This window comes from Streptomyces sp. NRRL S-1813, assembly GCF_000719605.1.
Taxonomy (GTDB): domain Bacteria; phylum Actinomycetota; class Actinomycetes; order Streptomycetales; family Streptomycetaceae; genus Streptomyces; species Streptomyces decoyicus.
On sequence record NZ_JOHB01000008.1, the window covers coordinates 112,578 to 133,095 of the forward strand.

The window sequence follows — 20,518 nt, forward strand, 5'->3', positions numbered from 1 at the left end:
GGCGCGAGTGGGGGGCGCTCACCCCTCCGGAGCGATGAGGCCACGGAGCAAGGGCGTGGCGATCCGCACGATGTCCTCCACGTCTGCCTCGGCCAGGTCGGGCATGTGCAGCAGATAGCGCTGGGCGGCGAGACCCATCATGATCGCGCTGAACAACGCGGCACGCAGTCGCGCGTCGGGGGCATCGATGGTGGCAGCGATGTGATCGGTGACCTGGACGGTGACATGCCGGCGCAGCAGCTCCGCCGCTTCGTCGCTCGTCATGCTGGTCCGCAGGAGCACCGCCATGGGGCCGTCCGGATCCGCGGCCCAGGTGTCCAGCATGCCGCGCAGGCGGTTCTCCACCGTGTGGCCGGGGTCGCTGGTGGTGAGTTCGTCGTGGGGGATCTGCCAGTGGACGGCCTCGCGGAACAGGTCCTGCTTGCTGCCGAAGTACTGGATCACGGAGGACTTGTCCACGTCAGCTTCGGTCGCAATGGCGCGGATGGTGGCGCGCTCGTAGCCGACTTCGGCGAACTTCCGCCGTGCGGCCGTCAGGATGCGCCGACGTGTGCGCTCGCCTTTGCGCTCCGGAAGGGCTGCTTCCTCGGCCGGGTCCGCTGAATCGTACTTCCGCCGCGCGGCCTGTCCCGGCGCATTCGTCGCTGCATCGGCGCAGGTCAAAGTCGGTCCCCTTTCCGGTGCCGGCCCTGATGCTACAAGCACCTCCGGGCGGCGCCGACACCTTGGAGACGGCGGATCGAAAAGCTCCGGAGGGAACGGCCGATGCTGCGGCATGGGGAAGCGCCGACGTTGCAGCATGAGGAAGAACCCGACGTTCCGGCACGGGGAATGGCCGACGCCCCGCCGGCGCTACCCACCGCTGCGCTCCGGCCGCTGGAGTCCCAACGGCCGGAGCGAGACGGGGGAACGGTTCGGCGGAACCGTCACCGTGGTGGGGTGCGGACGGGAGCCGTCCGGCTCAGGCGGCCAGCGCCGCGGCGTCCTCCACCAGGCGGCCGAGGTCCGGCAGAGCATGGGACCGGCGCTGGAATCCTTGGGCGCGGGACCGGTAGGCGCGGTCCTCCAGTACGTTGCGCGCCGCCGCGGCCAGCGAGTCGCGGGTGACGTCCTGGACGTCTATCCGGGTCCCGACGCCCAACTCATGAAGTCGGCCCGCATTGTGGGACTGCTCGGCGAACAACGGCACCGCCACCATGGGGACTCCGGCCGCCAGCGCTTCCCGGGTGCCGTTGAAACCAGCATGCGTGATGAACAGGTCGCTGGACCGGAGCAGCAGTTCCTGCTGGACGAACGACGTCAGATGGACGTTGTCGGGGCGCGGCCCGTCCCACTGCCGCGGGTCGCGGTCCGCTCCCAGGGCCACGACACCGGTGACCGGCAGCTCTCCGAGAGCCTCGACGATGATCTCCAGCAGGGCATGGGCGCCTCCGGGGAGCCGGGGAGCGTTCGACCCGAGGGTGGCGAGGACCAGCGGCCGGTCCGTGGAGAGTTGGGCGATGTCCGGGTCGAGGCCACCTTGTGCCGTCTGGGCGGGGACCTGGTAGTAGCGGGCGCCGGGCAGTCGGCTGTCCGTGGGGTAGAAGTCCTCCGGAACGACTCCGGCGCGGAAGTCCCGGAACGGGTGCCAGGCGTCGTTGACCGGCGCCAGGCCGAGCTTCCCCCGCTGGCGGTTGAGCTCCTCCGTCACGGCGGGGTGGGCGTACGGCGCCATCGGCGCGATGTCCAGAGCGCCGTGCGGGATGCCGAGGCATTCCGCCGCCAGATAGCCGCCGTACTCGGTCGACTCGTGGAGGATCAGGTCCGGTTGCCAGCTCTTCGCCACTTCGAGGAGGTCGGGAGTGCTGGCCTCGGCAAGGTGCCCGACGAAGGCCGCGGCGAAGAATTCCGGCGCCAGCTCGACGGTCACGGAGCCGACCTTCGCCATCTCCGGCGGGGGCCGGAGCGCACCGCCCTGGAGTGCTTCCCCCATCGACTGCATGTGGGGCAACGTCAACGCGGTGAGTCCGCGCTTCTCGATGTGCTGGACAACGCCGGCTCCCGTGGCGATGGCCACCTCATGACCTGCCTCTTGGGCTCTCTCCGCCACGGGCAGCACCAGAGGCGCGAGGTGCGAGTAGATGGCCTGTGCGGTGATGAGGATGCGCATGGTGCTCGCTCTCCACGATGCGGTGCGGGCGCCAACGTGTGGGCCTCGCCCCGGACTTCACGGTCGACTTCTCAAAAACTAAACGCTTGTTGAGAATCTATCACTCGCCCTTCCGGCCCACTGCGGGAACCCCGCAACACTCGCCCGCGCTGGTGTGCGCACGCGCCCGCGCCCGCCGGCCTGCCGCCGGGCAAGGGGACGGCCTGCCATGGGTAGGGCCTGCCCGAAGGTCGATTCGGGGGACAGCCCTGGTGACCTCGGGGCCGAACGGCGCTGAGATCTCCTCATCACTCATTTCCCGAGGAGATACCTGATGCGTTCAGCAAAGCCGCGGCCCTTGAAGAGGACAGGACGGCGGGGCATGCTGGCCGCTGTCACGGCGGTGCTCGCCGCGCTCGCTGTCTCGACGGCTGTGGCACACGGGGACACGCGGCCGCAGCTGCGCGACGGCAAGGGGCCGGTGTGGACCGGGGCATGGGGCACGGCCATGCAGCGGTCCGTCGCGGGCAGCGAGGACTGGGGGCCCAACTGGTCACGGCAGGGATTCGCCGACCAGTCCGTACGCCAAGTGGTCCGCGTCGCAAACGGCGGCTCCGCGTTAAGAATCCGGCTGTCCAACGCTTACGGCACCACGCCGCTGCGGATCACTGCCGCGACCGTCGGCCGGTCCGCCGGCGACGCCCAGGTCTGGCCGGGCACAGTACGCAAGGTGACGTTCGGCGGTCGCCAGGGCGCCACCATCGCCCCTGGACGAGACCTCGTGAGCGACGCCGAGGGCCTGAGCACCTCCCCGCTGGAGAAGCTGGCCGTCACCCTGTACTTCGCCGGCCGCACCGGTCCGGCCACCTTCCACCGGTTCACCACCGCCGCCTCGTACCGCGCCTCCGGACGCCGGCTGTCCGATCCGGCGGGTGACCTGTTCAAGGAGTCCACGAACGCGTGGTACTTCCTGAGTGGGGTGGAGGTGTCCGGTGCCGCCTCCCCGCGGCGTGGCACCGTGGTCGCCTTTGGCGACTCGCTCATCGACGGGACAGGGGCCACACCCGGCGCCGACCACCGCTTCACGGACAAGCTCGCCGAACGCCTCGCGGCCGGCCGCCGCCCGCTGGACGTGGTCAACGCCGGTATCGGCGGAAACCGGCTCCTCAACGACTCGCCCTGCTACGGGGACAAGGCCACCGACCGCTTCCGGCGCGATGTGCTCGACCGCCCCGGCGTGCGCACGGTGATCATCCACCTGGGCGCCAATGACATCGGCGCCGCAAAGATGGCCGACCCCTGCATGAGCACCGCAGCCCACGTGACCGCACGTCAGATCATCGACGCCCACAAACAGCTGATCCGCGCCGCCCACGCCCGCGGCGTCAAGGCCGTCGGTGCGACCATCCTGCCCATGAAGGGCGCCCTCTTCCCCTTCTACAGCGAGCAGGGCGAGATGGTCAGGGCCGCCGTCAACCACTGGATCCGCACCGGCGACGCCTACGACGCCGTCCTCGACGTCGACCGTGCCCTCGCCGACCCTGCCGCTCCCACCCTGCCGCGCCCCGGCTACGTCTTCAAAGACGGCCTGCACCCCAACGAAGCCGGCTTCCACGCCATCGCCTCCGCCGTGGACCTCGACGCCCTCTGACACCCACACCGGCAGCGCCATGGCCGTATGACACAGCGAATCGACGCTGCGGGCCCGTGCCGGCTATCGAAGCCGCCGGCATCGATAGTGACGGGACCGCCAGGTGAAAGCTGCCTAGCCCAGACGGTCGGCCCAGTCCTTCGGGACTCGTCCCGCGGGGCCGGGGGTGGGCTGATCGGCTGGGTGGCTCTCGGGGGGAACCAGGTGCGGGCCCGCGGCGGACATCTCCGAGGTCTCGTAGTTCCAGAACCAGCTTTCGCCCGGTTCGAAGCTACGGATCACCGGGTGCCCGGTGGCCCGCACGTGGGCCGTCGCGTGCTTGGCGGGCGAGTCGTCGCAACAGCCGATGTGGCCGCACTGTGCGCAGCGTCGCAGGTGGAACCACCAGCCGCCGTCGGCGTCGCACTCGACGCATCCGGCTCCGCTGGGTGGGACCGAGGGGTCGATTCCGTTCGGGGAACTCATGACGGCTCCTGTGGGGGTTGCGGTTCGGCGGAGGCCAGCGGGAGGCGTACCTGGAAGCGGGTATCGCCGGGGGCGGAGTGGAGTCGCAGGTCCCCCTGGTGTTTGTTGACGACGATGCGCCAGGAGATGTCCAGGCCGAGGCCTGTGCCCTCACCCACCGGTTTGGTGGTGAAGAACGGGTCGAAGACGCGGTCGCGGATCTCCTCCGGGACCCCGGGGCCGGTGTCGCGGAACTCGACGAGCAGATGGTCTCCGTCGCGCGCGGTGTGCACGGTCAACGTGCCGTCGGCGTCCGTACTGTTCATCGCCGAGACGGCGTTGTCGATCAGGTTCGTCCATACCTGGTTGAGCTCGCTGGGGTAGGCGGGGATCTTCGGCAGGCTGCGGTCGTAGTCCTTGACGACGGTGATGTGGGGGCCGATCTTCGCGGAGACCATCAGCAGGGTGCTGTCCAGCAGTTCGTGCACGTCGGCGACCTGGTGGGGCGCGCGGTCGAGTTGCGAGTACTGTTTGGCTGCGGTGACGAGGGCCGAGACGCGGTTGGTCGACTCCTCGATCTCGTTCAGCAACAGTTCGGTCTCGACGGTGTAGTTGAGCCACCGCACGGCGCCTTCGAGAGTGTCGCTGTCCACGACCGCGGCGATCTGGTCCAGCCATTCGGTGTCCAGGCCGGCCTGTACGAAAGTCGGAGCGAGCTGCCATCCGTCCGCGATGTTGTGGTCGTCCAGCCAGTCGGAGAGGGTGTCCTCCCGGTCCGAGGCTTCCAGCGGGCTCAGGGTGGTGGCCTTGGCGACGCGCTCGGCCGTGCGTTCCTGGACGTCGATGAGTGTCTCCAGGCTGTCGCGCCGGTACGGGCGTGCCGCGATGATGCCGAGCTTGTGGCGCATGCCGGCCACACGCTCGCGGAGCGCGGACGTGGCGCGCACGGCCGCGGTGGCAGGGTTGTTCAGCTCATGGGTCAGCCCTGCGGACAGCGAGCCGAGCGCCAGGAGCCGTTCTCGCTGGCCGACGGCCTCCTGGGCGCTCTTGGTGCCGAAGAAGAGGCCTTCCAGCAGGTGTACGGCCATGGGAAACCACTCGCGCATGATCGCGGCGAAGGTCTCCGCGGGAAGTACGAAAAAGCGTGAGGGCTCGATGACCCGCAGGGAGCTGTTGTACACCTGCCGCAGGCGGTCGCCCAGGTAGGCCTGGAAGGCACCCGCGTACACCCCGCGGCTGGAGCTCCGGTTGATCTCCACGTCGTAGTCCCCGATCCGGCGCGAGAGAACGACGGTCCCTTCGAGCAGCACGTAGAAGCACGTGGCGGCGTCGCCCTCCCCGTACACGGGCCCGGGTTCGAACTTCTCCACACGGCCTTCGCGGCAGAGCAGGGCGATCTGGTCGGGGGCCAGCTTCTCGAAGAGGAACAGCGAGCCGAGTTCCTCCTGACTGCACGGCATCGGCCGGCCGTTCATGACTGCTCCAGATATCGGTGGGCGAGCATGACCGCCATCGCTCCCTCTCCCACTGCGGAAGCGACACGCTTGGCGGACTCGGCGCGGGCGTCTCCGGCCACGAACACGCCGGGGACGTTCGTTTCCAAGTGGTAGGGCGGCCGGTCCAGCTCCCAGTCGGCCGGCGGGCGCCCGTCCGCGGTCAGGTCGGGGCCGGTCAGGATGAACCCGCGGGAATCCCGGAGCACCGTGCCCTCCAGCCAGTCGGTCAGCGGGGCCGCGCCGATGAAGACGAACATCCACTGGGCGTCGACGAGTTCGGTGTCTCCGGTCGCTGTGTCGCGCAGGGTGATCTGTTCCAGTTGACGCGAGCCGTGGGCGGCGTCGACGACCGTGTTGGTGCGCACGGAGATCGAGGGCGTCTCGTCGACCTGCTGGACGAGGTAGTGCGACATCGACGTGGACAAGGAGGGCCTACGGACCAGTATGGTGACCGACTTGGCGCTCCGGGCCAGGTATATCGCGGCCTGGCCTGCGGAGTTCGCCCCGCCGACGATGTACACATCATGGCCTTGGCACGCGGCCGCTTCGGTCAGGGCCGAGCCGTAGAACACTCCGCAGCCGGTCAGCTCGGTCACGTGGGGTGCCTCCAGCTGCCGGTACGACACGCCGGTCGCGAGAATCACGGCGTGCGCGGCGACAGCGGAGCCGTCCGAGAACCGGACGACGCGCGACGCGCCATTGATCTCCAGCCCGGTGACGTCGCGCGCGGTCAGTATCTCGGCACCGAACTTCGCCGCCTGACGCCGGGCCCGGTCGGTGAGCTGTGCCCCGGACACTCCGTCCGGAAAGCCGAGATAGTTCTCGATGCGCGAGCTCTGGCCCGCCTGGCCTCCGGTCGCGGAGCGTTCCACGAGGACGGTCCGCAGCCCCTCGGAGGCCCCGTACACCGCCGCGCCCAAACCGGCCGGTCCGCCGCCGATGATGACCAGGTCGTAGAAGTCGGTTGCCGGGGTCGTCGCGAGGCCGACCCTGGCGGCGAGCTCCTGGTCCTCGGGCTCGATGAGGGCCGCGCCGTCCGGAGTGATCACCAGCGGGAGCCGCAGGCCGTCCTCGCCCGCCGCGCACAGCAGCCGCCGGCCTTCCGGATCATCGGACGAGTACCAGCGGTACGGCACCTGGTTGCGGGCCAGGAACTCCCGGACGGCCGACGAACGCGCCGACCAGCGGTGCCCGACGACCTTGGTGACGGCCACCGGCCGGTAGTCGGTGGCCCGCCAGGCCCGAAGCAGATCGTCGAGGACGGGGTAGAGCTTCTCCTCGGGCGGCTCCCAGGGCTTGAGGAGGTAGTGATCGAGGTCGACGACGTTGATCGCGTCGATCGCCGCGTTGGTGTCCGCGTACGCGGTCAGCAGCACCCGCCGGGCGCCGGGGTAGATGTCGAGAGCCTGCTCGAGGAACTCGATGCCGTTCATCTTCGGCATCCGGTAGTCGGCCACGATCACCGCGACGGGGCCGCCGCGCAGCTTCAGCTCGCGCAGGGCATCGAGGGCGGACTCGCCGGACTCCGCGCGTACGATCCGGTACGCCGCGCCGTAGCGTCGTCGCAGGTCGCGGGCGACAGCACGGGATACGCCCGGGTCGTCGTCGACGGTCATGATGACGGTCCGGGCCGGACTGGCGGCCTGATCCATAGGCATCCCGTCCCCGGGTCGATCACCCTCCCGCACCGACTTCGTGTGCCTGTCCGGCTCGCCGGTGCGCCAGCAACCATTTTATGGGTGATTATCAAGCTCTGCTACGCAAGATCGGGAGTGCGGCTCTCTGCCGATAGCTGCCGTCGCCCAGGGTGGGGGCGGGGACCGGCCTCCTTCGGGGAGTTCGAGAGGCTGGGTGGTGTAGGTGATGTCGCCTGCCACGAGGTGGGTGATGCAGGTGTGGCAGACGCCGGTGCGACAGGACCAGCGGGTGGGGATGTCGCAGGCTTCGGCGAGATCGAGGAGTGAGGCGTGAGCGGGTGACCATGGGGCGGTGATGCCGCTGCCGCGGCTTCCTCGCCCGCGTCCTCGCCTGAGGCCCGCGACGACTGGCGGCCCGTAAAGCCCTCACCGCCGACGGCAAAGCCACCCGGACGCCTGGGAATTCACCGCACGGCCCGGGGCACGCCGCCGAACTCCAGGACCGCATCGCCTTCGTGTGGCGTGCGATGGACGCCTCGCAGTGCTTCGCCGCCCGGGTGGCGCCGCGCGCCCCGTGATCAGTGCTGGGGGTGCGGCCGGGAATGGAACATGGGCCGCCGCTTGGGGGCGCTGCCCTGGGTGAGGCGGCCGAGTTCGACGCGCATCTTGACGGCGTGGAAGACCTCGACAGCGCCCACGACGATGGCCATGATGCCCACCACCAAGGCCAGCGCGGCGATCGAGCTGAACGGCGACACGATCAGCACGATGCCTGCCAGAGCCATGATGATCCCCGAGAAGATCTGCCAGCCGCGCGCCGGGATGTCCTCGGCGGAGACCGCCGTGGCGGTCACCATGATGCCGCGCAGCAGCCAGCCGAAGCCGATCCACAGCGCGAGCAACAGAATCGATTGCAGGGTGCCCCGGAAGCAGACCAGGCCCAGCAGGATGAACAGCGCGCCCGCGACGAAATGCAACACCCGCAGATGCCGAGGGACGTGCGTGCCGAAGGCAGCGGCCAGCTGAAAGACTCCGGTGGCCAGCAGGTAGATGCCGAAGAGCACACCGACGACCCGCAGGGTCTGGGCAGGCCAGGCCAGGACGAGGACGCCCAGGGCGATCGCAGCCAGGCCCATGATGAGCAGGAATTGCCAGGCCATGTTCGCCAGGGCGTTCAGGCCCCCGGCCGGGGAGGCATCTCGGGGCTCGGTGCCGTGCGGAGGGCCGGTGCCGGTGTCTGGGCCTGTGCCTGAGGAATCGGAGGGGTATGCCATGTCGTCTGCCTCCTCCAGGAAGAGCACGGTCAGAGGGATCGAGTTCCATCGTCACCCGACTGGCCCTGTCCCGCCTGGCAGACGCTCACCGCTCCCGTCGGTGGCCACAGCTGCCATACGTCCCGCGAGCAGGCAGAACGGCCGCTCGGGCGCTGCCCGGGCACCCACGGGTTGCAGCGGGCCCCGTGGCGCGATGCCATGGAAGTCAGAGGCCCACCACGTGGGACGCACCGCCACGGGCTGTGCCGCCATCGCCAAGGTGTCGAACGAATACCTTCGGCTTCCCTCCGTCCCGGTGAAGAGGTGCGCCGCCCGCAGCGTATGCGCCTCGGCGGCGTCGGGCTCGTGAAGACTGATCTCATGATCACTGACTCGTGAACACTGACTCGTGAACACGGAAAATGCGCCGGGTATCGCGGTCGGCGGAGTGAGGCGCCAGATGGACAACGACGGTATTCCGGCCCCGAGTGAGGGGCTGCTGATGACGCATTTCTTGACGGTGCGTGATGTGGCACGCTCGCGCCGCTTCTACAGCGAGGTGCTCGGCGGGCAGGTCGTCCTGGACGAGAACCCTTGCATCGTGAAGCTCGCCAACAGTTGGATCATCATGAATCCGGGCGGCGGCCCGACCCCGGACAAGCCCGATGTGACGCTGGTCCCGCCCGGCGAACCGCACACCGTCTCCAGCTTCATGAACCTGCGGGTCGCCGATATCGAGGCCTGCTACGCCCAATGGAGCGCGAAAGGAGCGGAGTTCCTGACCCCGCCAATCGACCGGCGTGCCGAGGTCCGCTGCTACCTGCGCGATCCTGATGGCTACCTGATCGAGGTCGGGCAGGCCACCGGAATGCTGGAAGGTATTTTCGCCCGCACCGACACCAATTCCGGGTAGCTCCGCACGACATGTAGGTCCGCACGGCATGGGGCCTCCGCTCGGCAGAGGCCCCATGCCACATCACCTCGTCCGGAACGGATCAGAAGCGGCCGGGCAGCCCCGGGATGCCCGGAGGCATGGGAAGCGGCAGCTTGGTGGCGCTGCTGCGCTCACGTGCCGGCGCGGGTGCCTGGCAGGTCACGTCCTTCGCGGGAAGCTTGCCCGTGATCAGGTACGCGGTGGCCGTCTTGTCGGCGCACGACTTGGAACCGTAGATGCCGTGTCCGACACCCCCGGCGACCGTGACCATCCTCGAACCCTTCATGGCCCGGTGCATGCCGAGGCCACTGGACAGCGGCGTCTGGGAGTCCCACTCGTTCTGAAGGGTGAGTACCCCGACCTTGTTGTCGAAGGTGGTGGCGGGTTCGCTGCCGTTCTTCTTCCAGAACGCGCACGGCTTGATCTGGGACGCGAAGTCGCCGTACAGGGGGTACTTGGCCTTGTCCCGGATCGCATCGCGGCGGTACTGCTCGGGGTCGCGCGGCCAGGCGCGGGTGTCGGAGCAGACGACTGCCCAGAAGCTTGCGCTGTAGTTGTCCGAGGGCACGCCGGGGCCGAATGCCGGCGGTGCGGGTCGCTCGGGCGACACGGTGTCAGGGGTGGAGGACGAGCCCTTGCCGTCGGCGGCCTTCTTCAGCTCGACAATTTCCTCCGCGGCCTCGCGCACACTGAAGAACATGGCGCGGCCCGCGCGGATGTCGTCGCCGCTCAGGAAGGCGCCGTTGAGCTCGATCGGCTTCCGGTTGGCCCGGGCGACCAGGTTCCAGAACGTCTTGCGGACCTTGTCCGGGGTGTTGCCCAGCTTGTAGGCCGCATTCCGCTGGGCGGTCCACTCGGTCCACCTCGTGAACGCGGGCTCGCTGCCCTCTGACCAGACCTGCATCATCCCCCGCCAGATCCGTGCGGGGTCGACGGCGCTGTCCAGTACGATCCGGTCGCTGCGCCGCGGGAACATCTGCGCGTAGACGGCTCCGAGATAAGTGCCGTACGAGTACCCGAGGTAGGAGATCTTCTTCTCCCCCAGCACGGCCCGGATGACGTCCATGTCACGGGCGGTGTTGCGCGTGGTGATGTGGGGCAGCTTGTCGCCCTGTTCGGCGTCGCACTTCTCGGCGACGGTCCGGGCCCACTTGACGTCCTTGGCGAACGACGCGGCCTTGTAGGGACGCTGCCAGTTCTCCTCCGCGGCGGTCAGACCGCAGCTGAGAGGGGAGCTCCGGCCGACACCCCGTGGGTCAAAGCCGATGAGGTCGTACTTTCTCTGCACGGACTTGGGGAGCTCGGCCGACAGCGACTGTGGCATATCGAGACCCTGGCCCCCCGGTCCCCCGGGATTGAGCAGCAGGACACCGTGGCGTTCGGTGGGGCTGCTCGCCTTGATCCGCGATATCGCGAGGTCGATCTTCTTGCCGCCCGGACGGCTGTAGTCCAACGGAACCTTGAGGGTGGCGCACTGAAAGGAGGCCGGAGCTTCGCTGTTGCAGCGGTGCCATGACGGTCTCTGCTTGAGGTGCTGCGGCAAGGGGTTCTCGGCGGCGGAGGCGGTCGCCGGCGTGAGTGCCGGAATCAGCGCCGCGACGGCACTCGCCGCCAGAACGGGGGCTATTCGTCTGCTTCGCACGTGGGCCCTTCGGGTCAGTACGTGTGGGACGCACTCACCCTTGCGCAGAGGGCAGTTGGGGCGAATCCCCCAGCAGGGCACGGTGTGTCCGACTATGGGTGGACGGACTGCTGGGACATATGGTCCTGGAGTCGGACACGGTGCTCGTATCCAGCGTCCCGCACCGCCGTCCAGGGCGTTCGGCCGGTGTCCCGTCCCCGCTGCATGGCCGCGCCGAGAGCGGCAGTTCGCATGTTACGGACACTCTCCCGGGCGCCCACCGTCCCAGAAAGCTCACACCACGCCCTCGCGGGCTGCGCGGGGTGCGCATACCAGGTCCATGTCCGTGGTCTCGGGGGCCGGGAACTGCGATACCAGGCCGCCGAGTGCGAGCGGCACCCGCGCCGACGAGGAGCACGAACTCCGCGCCGAAGCGGTCCAGGCCCATCGGCAGCAGGAAGGTGCCGACGGCGGCGCCGACCCGGTCTCCGTCGCCTACGCCACGCAGGCCGTGACGATGGTGAGCGGCGCACGATCCCGCGGGAGGCGGATGCGGGTCCTGCCCTACACCTTCCACCTCGAAGGCCCTCCGCCGTGTGCCACCCCGCGTCTTCGGCATCCTGACCAGCTTCGAACCCGCCGTCGGAGCTCTCATCGGCCTCGTCCTCCTCGGCCAGCACCTCGGCGTCCCGCAGTGGGCCGGGGTGACCGCGGTGGCCCTCGCCTCCATCGGCGCCACCCGCACCCCGAGCCGCACCCCGAAGCCGACCACACCCGAAGGGCCAAGCGGCACACCGGACGATCTGACGGCCCGAACGCCTGCCGAGTAGCTTCACCACCTGCCCCCCGGCATCACCGCGGGCCCGCACGCCCGGGCCGTCCTTCCCCAGGCGGGCCCACGCCTCCGGCAGCACGACGGATGGCCGACAACCCCGTCCCGGCCACACCCGATACCCCGGCCGGAACTGTCCGGCCAAGCCGCTGACCAGCCGGAGAGCCGTACGGCTGTCCGGGACACCGAAAGCCATTGCCGGAGAGGGCCCGGTCACCCAGGCTCGGTTGCTGTCGCGGCGGCCGGCCCCACGGGGGAAGGGGCCGGCCGCCGCGTCATCAGCAGCCGTGAGGGGGAACAGCCACCCGTAGCTGTGACGCGTCTCATGCAGTGATCTCCCGGGCCGCCCACGAGCCGTGGTCCGGAAGTGAACATGCAGTGAGTCCAGGGCCGTTGGTCCCGGGCTCGCGGTCCACAGGGGTCGGTCCACGCCGTGTTCCGGCAGCTCAGCGGCGTTCCCGGCAATGGGCCGGAAATAGGCTGTCCGCGGCAGACGACAGCGGCCCTTCAACGGCGAGGGGGCATGCGGCACCACCAGGACGGACGACACTTCCCATGGACATGAGCGCGGGCGAGCGCAAGGGGCTCAGCCTCTTCGCCCTCATCATGATCGGCATCGGCTCGATCTTCGGCTCCGGCTGGCTCTTCGGAGCCGGCGCCGCCGCCCAGGTGGCGGGCCCCGCGGCGCTCGTCGCCTGGGTGATCGGCGCCCTCTTCATCGGCATGATCGCGATGTCGTACGCGGAGGCCGGCTCGGCCTACCCGATCCCCGGCGGCATGGCCCGCTACGGGCATCTCTCGCACGGCCCGGTCCTCGGCTTCCTCACCGGCTGGGCGGTGTGGATCGCGACCGCCTCGCTGGTCCCGATCGAGTCGATCGCGGCCACCCAGTACATGACGTCCTGGAGCTTCGGCTGGGCGAAGGGCCTGGTCGATCCGGCCACCCACCAGCTGACCCTCTCCGGCACGGCGGTGGCACTGGTCCTGACCCTCGCGCTCTGGCTGACCTGCTTCTGGTCGGTCCAGCTGCTCGCCCGCGCCAACACCGTGCTCACCCTGGTCAAGTTCGCCATCCCGGTGCTGGCGGTACTCGCCCTGGCCGGGTCCGGCTTCCACACCTCGAACTTCACCGCGCAGGGCGGCTTCGCCCCGTACGGCTGGCCGGCCGTGCTCACCGCCGTCACCACCTGCGGTGTGGTCTTCGCCTTCAACGGCTTCCAGGCCGTGGTCAACCTCGGCGGGGCCGCGAAGAACCCGGGCCGGGCCATCCCGGTCGCCCTGGTCGGTGCGCTCGCACTGGGCCTGGTGATCTACCTGGCGCTACAGGCCGCCTACCTGGGCGCGGTGCCGCCCGAGCTGCTGGCGCGGTCCGGCGGGTGGCAGGGCGTGAACCTCAACTCGCCGTTCGCCGACCTGGCGGGGCTGCTGATGCTGCACTGGGTGGTCACCATGTTGCAGTTCGGCGCGTTCATCTCGCCGGCCGGGTCCAACATCGCCAATGTCGCCTCCGCCGCGTACATGGTCACCAACCTCGCCGAGACCGGGTTCTTCCCCCGGAAGCTGGCGGCCGTGCACCCCCGCTACGGCACCGCCCGCCCCGCGATGTGGCTCAACCTCGGCTTCTCCGTCGTGCTGCTGCTCACCGTCGGCCGCAGCTGGCAGGCGCTGGCCGGTGTGGTGTCAGCTGCCATGGTCATTTCGTATCTGATCGGCCCGATCGCGGTGGGGGTGCTGCGGCGGACCCGCCCGGAGCTGCCCCGCCCCTTCCGGCTGCCGGCCGCCGGGGTGCTGTGCCCGGTCACCTTCGCCTTCGCCGCCTGCGCGCTGTACTGGTCGAAGTGGCCGGAGACCGGAAAGATCACCGTGCTGACGCTGGTGGCCGCACCGGTCGCGGCGCTGGTGCTGTGGCGCCGGGGCGAGCTCGAAAGGGGCCGGCAAGCGTCCGGCAAGGGCGGTGGAGGGCGATGGGCGGGCCTGCTGCGGCACTTCGCCCCTGCCTGGTGGATGATCGCCTTCCTGGTGTGGACAGCCACGGTGTCCGCGCTGGGCGGCCTGGAGTTCGGCGGCCGGGACATCCTCCCCGGCGTGCTCGGCACCGTCCTGATCGCGGTCACCGCCCCACTCTTCTACTTCTGGGCGGTGCGCTCCGGGGTCAGGGCCCACCAACAGGGCCTGACCGGCGATCCGTCCCCCGCCGAGGCCGCCCCGACCGCCACTGTCACCCCCGACGACGCACGCCCGATGGCCTCCGTCTGAGGGCACCCTCAGGGCACCCCGCCCTGAGGGCACCGCGCCGGGTCCGGGTGACGCCCGGGCCCGGCGTATCTCCCCTCATCCCAGCTCCACCGTCCATGGCTGAGCGGTCCTGCGTAAGTCAGGGGCTGCTGCGCGGAGAAGGGCATCCCGCTGGGTGAGGGCCTACCGACAGTCCGATCAGGCCGGCAGCGACGAGTCAGGACTGCAAGGACGGCCCGGCTGCCTCCCCCCATGGGACTGGACATCACCATGTTGATCGTCGACTGGTCATGGCTAGGGAGGCCCCGGCTCGGCGGGTTGCGTGGGGCCTTTGACGACCATGCCGTCGGCCCCAGGGGCCGGGTCGGCGACTTCGACGGGTTCACCGCCCCGTTGGAGGAGTGGGGCCACGTCCTCACCGAAGCGGCCCGGCGGGGCTGGGGCGCCGTGGGGCCGAGCGAAGAGGCGGGCGGCGGGTCACCGTCAACTGCACGGTGGCGGCCCCTTGCCTGCGCCCGCGCGAAACCGCCCAGCTCGGCGAAGCTCTGGCTGCGGCAACCGGCCAGGACCACACGGCGGATGCCCTGGTATGACCCGATCAGTCCCTCGGCGGGACCCTCTCGTGACCCGATGAGCCCCTCGGCGGGCAGGGCCGCGACGGCCTGGCGGACCGTGCCACGCGAGACGCCGCAGCGGGCCGCGAGTTCGGTCTCCGCCGGGGGGGCCGACCGCTCACGGCGCAGCCCTCGCCGTCGGTCACCCGCCTCAGCTCTTGGCGATCTCCTCGCATCCTGCCGTCATGCTTCCTCTGTCGCGCGCAGTTGTGCGCAGATTGTGCAGCGCGGACGGCCTGGCCGAGGTGCCGTGCTGACCCCCACGAGCTGCGATTGCGAGGGAATCGAAGTCATTAGTTTCCCCAATGTTTACCTGGCGGACACCATAGTTGGGCCTACTGAGGCCCAACTTGTCAGACAAGTCGTCGGACAAGTGCTCACCCCCCACGTACATCCCTTGTGTAGCCCCGCATGATCCCCTCAATGCTCTGTGCGTACCCCTGGAGAGACCGTGACCGTGTTCCTGCCGAGGACAGCCGTCCTCACCGGCGTCCTCACCGTCGCCGCCGTCGCCCTCAGCGCCTGTGGCGCGGACCCCGACGCGTCGACAGCCGAGGGCGGAAAGGGCGCGGCCACCGCGACCACGGCCGAGGCCGCCGGCGGTATCGATGCCCTGGCCAAGGCGGCCAAGAAGGAGGGCACGCTGCATGCGATCGCGCTGCCCCGCGACTGGGCCAACTACGGCGCCCTGATGGACGGCTTCAAAAAGAAGTACGGCATCAAGGTCGTGGTCGAGAACCCGAAGGGAGCCAGCCAGGACGAGATCACCGCGGTCACCTCGCGCAAGGACCAGGACAACGCGCCCGACGTCCTCGACCTCGGCAGCTCCTTCGCGCAGAGCGCCGCCCAGCAGGGGCTGCTCGCGACGTACATGGTCGCCGGCTTCGCTGACATCCCCGATGTCCAGCGCGACTCGATCGGCCGCTGGGCAAACGACTACGGCGGCTATATCTCCTTCGGCTGCGACGCCAACCGTGTGCAGACCTGCCCGACCAGCTTCAAGGATCTGCTCCAGCCGCAGTACAAGGGGAAGGTCTCGCTCAACGGCAACCCCACCACGTCGGGTTCGGCCTTCGGCGCCGTGTATGCGGCCGCCCTCGCCCGAGGCGGCTCCTTCGACGACATCCAGCCCGGCATGGACTTCTTCTCCAAGCTGAAGAAAAACGGCAACTACACGCCCGTCAAGTCCACCGCGGCCACCATCGAGAAGGGCCAGACGCCGATCAGCATCGACTGGGACTACCTCAACGCCGGATACACCGACCAGTTCAAGTCCAAGGGCGTCGACTGGACGGTCACGGTCCCCTCGGACGGCAAGTTCTCCCAGTACTACTCGCAGGCCATCAACAAGGATGCGCCGCACCCCGCGGCCGCGCGCCTGTGGCAGGAGTACCTCTACAGCACCGAGGGCCAGAACCTCAGACTCAAGGGATACGCCCGCCCGGCTCTGATGGATGCCATGAAGAAGGCCGGCACGCTCGACAAGTCCGCGGCGGCGAAGCTGCCGAAGGTCTCCGGCACGCCGACCTTCCCGACCGAGACCCAGCAGAGCAATGCCAAGGGCGTCATCGCCCAGGCCTGGGGCTAAGGGGCGCGCGTCTCCGCTACCGGATGACCGCGACTCACACCCGTGCCGACGTGGTGCCCGCCGCTTCCTCAGCGGCGGCACCGCGCGGCCGGCCGGCTCGCGTCCCCCGGCGGGCGCCTCATGATCGAGCCGCAGGATCGCAGCGGCCGGACACAAAGGCAAGGACGTCGCGGACCGCTTCGCGCAGACTGCCGAAGTGACGGTGCACGCCGTCCACGGCCGCGGGGGTGTTGACACCCCACACCGTCATCCCGGCACGCAGCCCGGACTCCACCCCGGAAGGGGCGTCCTCGACGACCAGACACTCCTCGGGTCTGGCTCCAAGCAGCGCGGCTGCGTGCAGATACGGCACCGGCGACGGCTTGCCTTCCGCCACGGCGGCCGCATCCACGAGGACCTCCGGGACCGGCAAGCCCGTCCGTGCGAAGCGTCCACGAACCCGGTGCTCATAGTTCGAAGTCACCAGCGCCCAGGACCCGGGCCGCAGAGCACTCAGCAGTTCCGAGGCGCCACCGAAGGCCGTATAGGCGCCGGAGCGGACGTCCTCGTCCTCCAGCTCGTGCAGTGCGGCAAGGCACTCCCCGGGGCCCTGGTCCGGAGCAACCTGCGCGAAGGTCTCCATCGGCCTCGTCCGCAGCGCCACACGGTAGACCTCATCGGGGTCCAGTCCGTAGCGCTCTGCCCACGTTCGCCACACGAGGCGCTGATTGTCCACGGCATCGATCAACGTGCCATCGACATCAAACAGGACATACCTCATCGCACCAGGCCGACCGGGTTCACTGCGCACGCTTCGATCATGCCATCGGAGCAGGCAGTTTGCGGGACGAGTCTCAGATTCACTCCCGTTGGCCGCAGCGCCGTTCCAGAGGCCGGCGACAGACTTCGTCCACGCCCGCTTGGTGCTGGTACCTGTGGCCGACAGGGAACGGGCCCTGCGCGCGATGGTCGGCGCACTACGGCCGGGCGGGTGGCTGCTGTTGGAAGACGCCGATCCGGCATCGCAGCCGCTGATCTGCCTGGACGAGTACGGGCCCGAACAGGCCTTGGCCAACAGGTTGCGGACCGGATTCCGCTCGCGGTCGCGGCAGGCCTCGCGACGGACGAGGAGATCGACCGGCATCTCGCGAACGTCACTTCGGGCCGCCTCGACCTCGCCACCTCCCCGATGATCTCCGCATGGGGCCGCCGCCCATGAGGGCCCGTCGGCCCGGTCCCTCGTGCGCGTAGCGGCACAGGAGTCCGGCCGGGGTGGAGGGCCCGACGAAGTCCCGGGCCGGGGGCGGCGAAGCCCCAGGCCCGGGGCGGTCGGGCGGCTGTCTTTGGGCAGAGAGGCCGTGGTCCCTGAGGGCGAGGTGGCCGCGGCGGTTCTGCCTTTGGGAAGGCGGCGCATCCCGACCTGAGAGCGATGAATTGGGGGGTGTACCGCGGCCACGATGGTCGGGAACGTGGACCTCTTCCAGGAGTCGACATGCCGCACCCTTCCACCCCTCCCCCCTTCTTCCACCCCTGTCACCCACCTCCTCCAGCGTCCCCGCCCTCGCGACGGAGCCGATGACGCCGACGGGCGGGTCAGGCGTTGGTCTGACGCCCTGCCGACTCAGTCATGCGACGCTCACACGTCGGTCGAAGCGCCGTCACACCGCCGTCAGCCGGCACGAACAGTGGCCTCCTACCGTGCCTCTTGCATGAGCCCGAAGGCCCGACGCCAGGACTGAAGGAGCCCATGCGCCATGGCGCCGGCCGCGGTGACCGTAACCCCCTGATCGCAGTCCTCTGGCGCGGCGCTCCGTCACCAGCCAGGGCCGGCGACGGGAACCAGACGCTCGTCGACGACAAGAACTCACGCGGACGACCAGGACACCCCGACGACGGTGTTCCGAGGTGTTTCTGCGACAGCTCGCACCACCCGGTGCGGTGGCCACAGCAATGCGGGTGGCTCAACACCTGTAGGAAGCAAGGGAGTTATCACCATGACGAATCCATTGTCCGCATCGCGCAGGACGTCCGTCCGAGGAGTCAGAGGTGCCACGGCTGTGGCTGCCGCCCTGCTGGTGGCGGCGCCCTTGGCGGGCACTGCGTCACCGGCCGCGGCTGCTGACGGCCAGAACGCACCGATCATCGACAAGTCAAAGGTGTACGAGTCCGACGCGGACATCAACAAGGCGATGGAGGGGTGGGCGAAGGTCGAGGCCTCGGAAAGCGTGATGGGCTATCCGAAGGGCGCCGACCGGGACAATCCCGTCAGCCTGCCGGACGTGATGCCCAAGTACGACCCCACGAAGGCGCTCGCGGACGCCAAGGCGGCGGCGAAGAAGTTCGCGGAGGACAAGTACACCCCCAAGTGGGTTGGGGAGTCCGCCAAGCAGCTGGCGGACTCGGCCATCACGGACCCCGAGACCAGCCAGAACACCAACGACGACAACATCGCGACGGCCATGAGCGAAAAGAACCCGGCCTCGTCGTACCGCGAGGGCCGTCACCCCGACGGGTCGCAGAACAGCGCCGGAACAAATCCGTGCGTCTTCGTCGGTGTTCTCGACGACCGGCCCGGCTCCAAGTATCCGAAGCTGGGAACCGGTGGCGGCATAGCGGGCGGGGGCAAGAAGACCTACTCGGTCTCGGGACAGGTCACCGACGAGAAGAGCGCGACCACGGTCTGGTCGGTGGGTGGCAAGTTCACGCCCAAGGTCACCAGCACTCCCGCCAATGGGGGCGCGGGGGGAGAGATCGGCGGTGAGATCGGCTTCACCTACAGCTACTCCTCCACCTCCCTCAACCGCGTAACGGGCACGCAGGAGGACAAGTACGAAACGGAGTTCCCGGCTGACAAGAAGGGGAGCCTGCAAGGCCGGCGCGACGGTGCCTACTACGTCGGCTACCTCTTCGTTCAGTATCAGGCGGTACCCGGGGCCCCCGGCACCGGTCCGGAGAAGGAGCACATCAAGGCCATCCCCGCCCGCGTCTACGTCCAGTCCCCCAAGTCGAGCACCCCGGTCACCTACTTCAAGTACCAGGAGCCCGCACCGCAGTAGCCCCGGCCCGGGCACGCCCCTCGCCCGGCGCTCGGCCGTCTCCGCCCCTGCCCTCCTGCGCCCTTGCGGCACACGGATGCTTCCGGGCGGACCCGGGCACAAAGCGAGGCAGGGCCCTACCGGACACGCTCTCCACGACCCCGACAGGGAGTCGTGGAGAGCAGTGCCCACCACGCACCTCTGCTCCGCACACGGTCGCAAGCCGACGGCTGAGCGGCCGTGGAGAGGACGAGGGGCCTGCACCCCCGTAGCGGGCCCCTCGCCCTTTCCACGGCCGCTCCCCCTATCGCGGGCATTGCCCGAACGGAAGGTCGGCCGGCTCGCGCTCGCCGAGGCGACGGTTACGCGCTGCGCCGGCCCCCGCTATCCCGCGCTCCGTTGGCCGGCACTCGCCTGCCATGTGCGTCCCATCGCTCGAAACAGCGCCGGATACACGCCCATGTACCGGAACGGCTTGATAGCGGCCATGTATACGGCACCGAACAGCCCGTTCGGCTTCACGAGGACGGCCATCTGGCCGCGATAGCCATCGGCCTCGTCCGGGACCCAGCCGATGTGCATCACCGCGTGCACGGTCCGGTTGGAGATCTCGGCCGCCCACTCGTCGTGCAACTGGTAGACGGAGGTGAGCGGCACCGAATGGGGGTCGGGCCCCCGAGGGCACTCACGGAGGTCCGCAGGCAACCGGTCGCGCAGCGTCCGCACCCGGGCGCCGATGCCGGTGCCGGACTTGTCCCAGCCGAGCAGCCTCCCGAGCATCCAGCGGACCGCGAAGAGCCCGCGGTACACGGGCGAGGTAATGGCTGCCCTGCCGCCCCCGTCGTCGCCCTCGTTGTTCGCGATCTGGCGCACGAGGTGCCGGAGGTCGTCCGGACCGCCCGGTGTCGGCAGGGCCCACACGTCCTCGACGTGGAAGTCGCCGGCGATCTCGTGGATCCGCCAGGGACGGGATGTGTGTGCGGTTCTGGGGAGTCTCATGAGCCAGCCCCTATCTATACGATGGCGTATAGATGAGACTAGACCCAGTTATACGGCACCGTATAGATGAGG

At 69.4% G+C, this 20,518-nt stretch carries 17 protein-coding genes and 1 pseudogene; 7 read left to right on the forward strand and 11 right to left on the reverse strand.

Annotated features, from left to right (window positions below; all coding sequences use genetic code 11):
* Positions 1-18 precede the first annotated feature (18 nt).
* Together IF67_RS0114615 and IF67_RS0114620 are read right to left on the reverse strand one after the other, a co-directional pair.
* Positions 19-663, reverse strand: a complete 645-nt coding sequence (locus tag IF67_RS0114615; RefSeq protein ID WP_199812730.1) for a TetR/AcrR family transcriptional regulator — start codon at positions 661-663, stop codon at positions 19-21.
* A gap of 298 nt (positions 664-961) precedes the next feature.
* Entirely contained in the window at positions 962-2,149 is a 1,188-nt protein-coding gene (locus IF67_RS0114620; RefSeq protein ID WP_030985746.1) for a glycosyltransferase, read from the reverse strand.
* Positions 2,150-2,510: 361 nt separating this feature from the next.
* Here IF67_RS0114620 and IF67_RS0114625 point away from each other — a divergent pair, with 361 nt between their 5' ends.
* The gene (locus IF67_RS0114625) at positions 2,511-3,779 is read left to right on the forward strand and encodes an SGNH/GDSL hydrolase family protein (protein WP_037839370.1); all 1,269 of its coding nucleotides are present in this window, start codon (positions 2,511-2,513) and stop codon (positions 3,777-3,779) included.
* A 114-nt stretch (positions 3,780-3,893) separates the two neighbouring features.
* Here IF67_RS0114625 and IF67_RS0114630 read toward each other — a convergent pair whose 3' ends face one another.
* The 5 genes from IF67_RS0114630 to IF67_RS0114645 form a co-directional block, all read right to left on the reverse strand.
* Complete coding sequence (locus IF67_RS0114630) at positions 3,894-4,244, reverse strand: UBP-type zinc finger domain-containing protein (protein WP_030985749.1); 351 nt, start codon at positions 4,242-4,244, stop codon at positions 3,894-3,896.
* The gene (locus tag IF67_RS0114635; RefSeq protein WP_030985750.1) at positions 4,241-5,698 is read right to left on the reverse strand and encodes an ATP-binding protein; all 1,458 of its coding nucleotides are present in this window, start codon (positions 5,696-5,698) and stop codon (positions 4,241-4,243) included. Before IF67_RS0114635 ends, IF67_RS0114630 begins: the two co-directional genes overlap by 4 nt.
* On the reverse strand, positions 5,695-7,371 hold the full coding sequence (locus IF67_RS0114640; RefSeq protein WP_030985752.1) for an FAD-dependent oxidoreductase: 1,677 nt from the start codon (positions 7,369-7,371) through the stop codon (positions 5,695-5,697). Before IF67_RS0114640 ends, IF67_RS0114635 begins: the two co-directional genes overlap by 4 nt.
* Positions 7,372-7,452: 81 nt before the next feature.
* Positions 7,453-7,713 carry a 2Fe-2S iron-sulfur cluster-binding protein gene (locus tag IF67_RS44910; RefSeq protein ID WP_234341109.1) on the reverse strand — a complete coding sequence of 87 codons (261 nt, stop codon included), beginning with the start codon at positions 7,711-7,713 and terminating at the stop codon, positions 7,453-7,455.
* Between the two features lie 221 nt (positions 7,714-7,934).
* Positions 7,935-8,630 carry an HdeD family acid-resistance protein gene (locus IF67_RS0114645; protein WP_030985755.1) on the reverse strand — a complete coding sequence of 232 codons (696 nt, stop codon included), beginning with the start codon at positions 8,628-8,630 and terminating at the stop codon, positions 7,935-7,937.
* A gap of 439 nt (positions 8,631-9,069) precedes the next feature.
* Here IF67_RS0114645 and IF67_RS0114650 point away from each other — a divergent pair, with 439 nt between their 5' ends.
* Complete coding sequence (locus IF67_RS0114650) at positions 9,070-9,522, forward strand: VOC family protein (protein ID WP_030985756.1); 453 nt, start codon at positions 9,070-9,072, stop codon at positions 9,520-9,522.
* A gap of 82 nt (positions 9,523-9,604) precedes the next feature.
* Here IF67_RS0114650 and IF67_RS0114655 read toward each other — a convergent pair whose 3' ends face one another.
* Positions 9,605-11,185, reverse strand: coding sequence for an alpha/beta hydrolase (locus IF67_RS0114655; protein ID WP_030985758.1), 1,581 nt, complete (start codon positions 11,183-11,185; stop codon positions 9,605-9,607).
* A gap of 575 nt (positions 11,186-11,760) precedes the next feature.
* Here IF67_RS0114655 and IF67_RS44225 point away from each other — a divergent pair.
* Together IF67_RS44225 and IF67_RS0114665 are read left to right on the forward strand one after the other, a co-directional pair.
* Positions 11,761-11,994 (forward strand): hypothetical protein, encoded by a 234-nt coding sequence (locus tag IF67_RS44225; RefSeq protein WP_030985760.1) that lies wholly within the window; start codon positions 11,761-11,763, stop codon positions 11,992-11,994.
* 557 nt (positions 11,995-12,551) lie between these two features.
* Entirely contained in the window at positions 12,552-14,252 is a 1,701-nt protein-coding gene (locus tag IF67_RS0114665) for an APC family permease (protein WP_030985762.1), read from the forward strand.
* An 8-nt stretch (positions 14,253-14,260) separates the two neighbouring features.
* Here IF67_RS0114665 and IF67_RS46250 read toward each other — a convergent pair whose 3' ends face one another.
* The gene (locus tag IF67_RS46250; protein ID WP_420708663.1) at positions 14,261-14,974 is read right to left on the reverse strand and encodes a GntR family transcriptional regulator; all 714 of its coding nucleotides are present in this window, start codon (positions 14,972-14,974) and stop codon (positions 14,261-14,263) included.
* A 322-nt stretch (positions 14,975-15,296) separates the two neighbouring features.
* Here IF67_RS46250 and IF67_RS0114670 point away from each other — a divergent pair, with 322 nt between their 5' ends.
* Complete coding sequence (locus IF67_RS0114670) at positions 15,297-16,433, forward strand: ABC transporter substrate-binding protein (RefSeq protein WP_030985764.1); 1,137 nt, start codon at positions 15,297-15,299, stop codon at positions 16,431-16,433.
* 118 nt (positions 16,434-16,551) lie between these two features.
* On the opposite strand, the gene IF67_RS0114675 is transcribed toward IF67_RS0114670, so the two are convergent.
* Positions 16,552-17,193, reverse strand: coding sequence for an HAD family hydrolase (locus tag IF67_RS0114675; protein WP_030985766.1), 642 nt, complete (start codon positions 17,191-17,193; stop codon positions 16,552-16,554).
* Positions 17,194-17,314: 121 nt separating this feature from the next.
* Here IF67_RS0114675 and IF67_RS41475 point away from each other — a divergent pair.
* Together IF67_RS41475 and IF67_RS0114680 are read left to right on the forward strand one after the other, a co-directional pair.
* Positions 17,315-17,631, forward strand: a pseudogene (locus IF67_RS41475) (SAM-dependent methyltransferase); the annotation flags it as partial.
* A gap of 838 nt (positions 17,632-18,469) precedes the next feature.
* Positions 18,470-19,468, forward strand: a complete 999-nt coding sequence (locus IF67_RS0114680) for a hypothetical protein (RefSeq protein ID WP_030985768.1) — start codon at positions 18,470-18,472, stop codon at positions 19,466-19,468.
* 363 nt (positions 19,469-19,831) lie between these two features.
* On the opposite strand, the gene IF67_RS0114685 is transcribed toward IF67_RS0114680, so the two are convergent.
* The gene (locus IF67_RS0114685) at positions 19,832-20,446 is read right to left on the reverse strand and encodes a DUF2867 domain-containing protein (protein WP_030985770.1); all 615 of its coding nucleotides are present in this window, start codon (positions 20,444-20,446) and stop codon (positions 19,832-19,834) included.
* Positions 20,447-20,518: the final 72 nt, after the last annotated feature.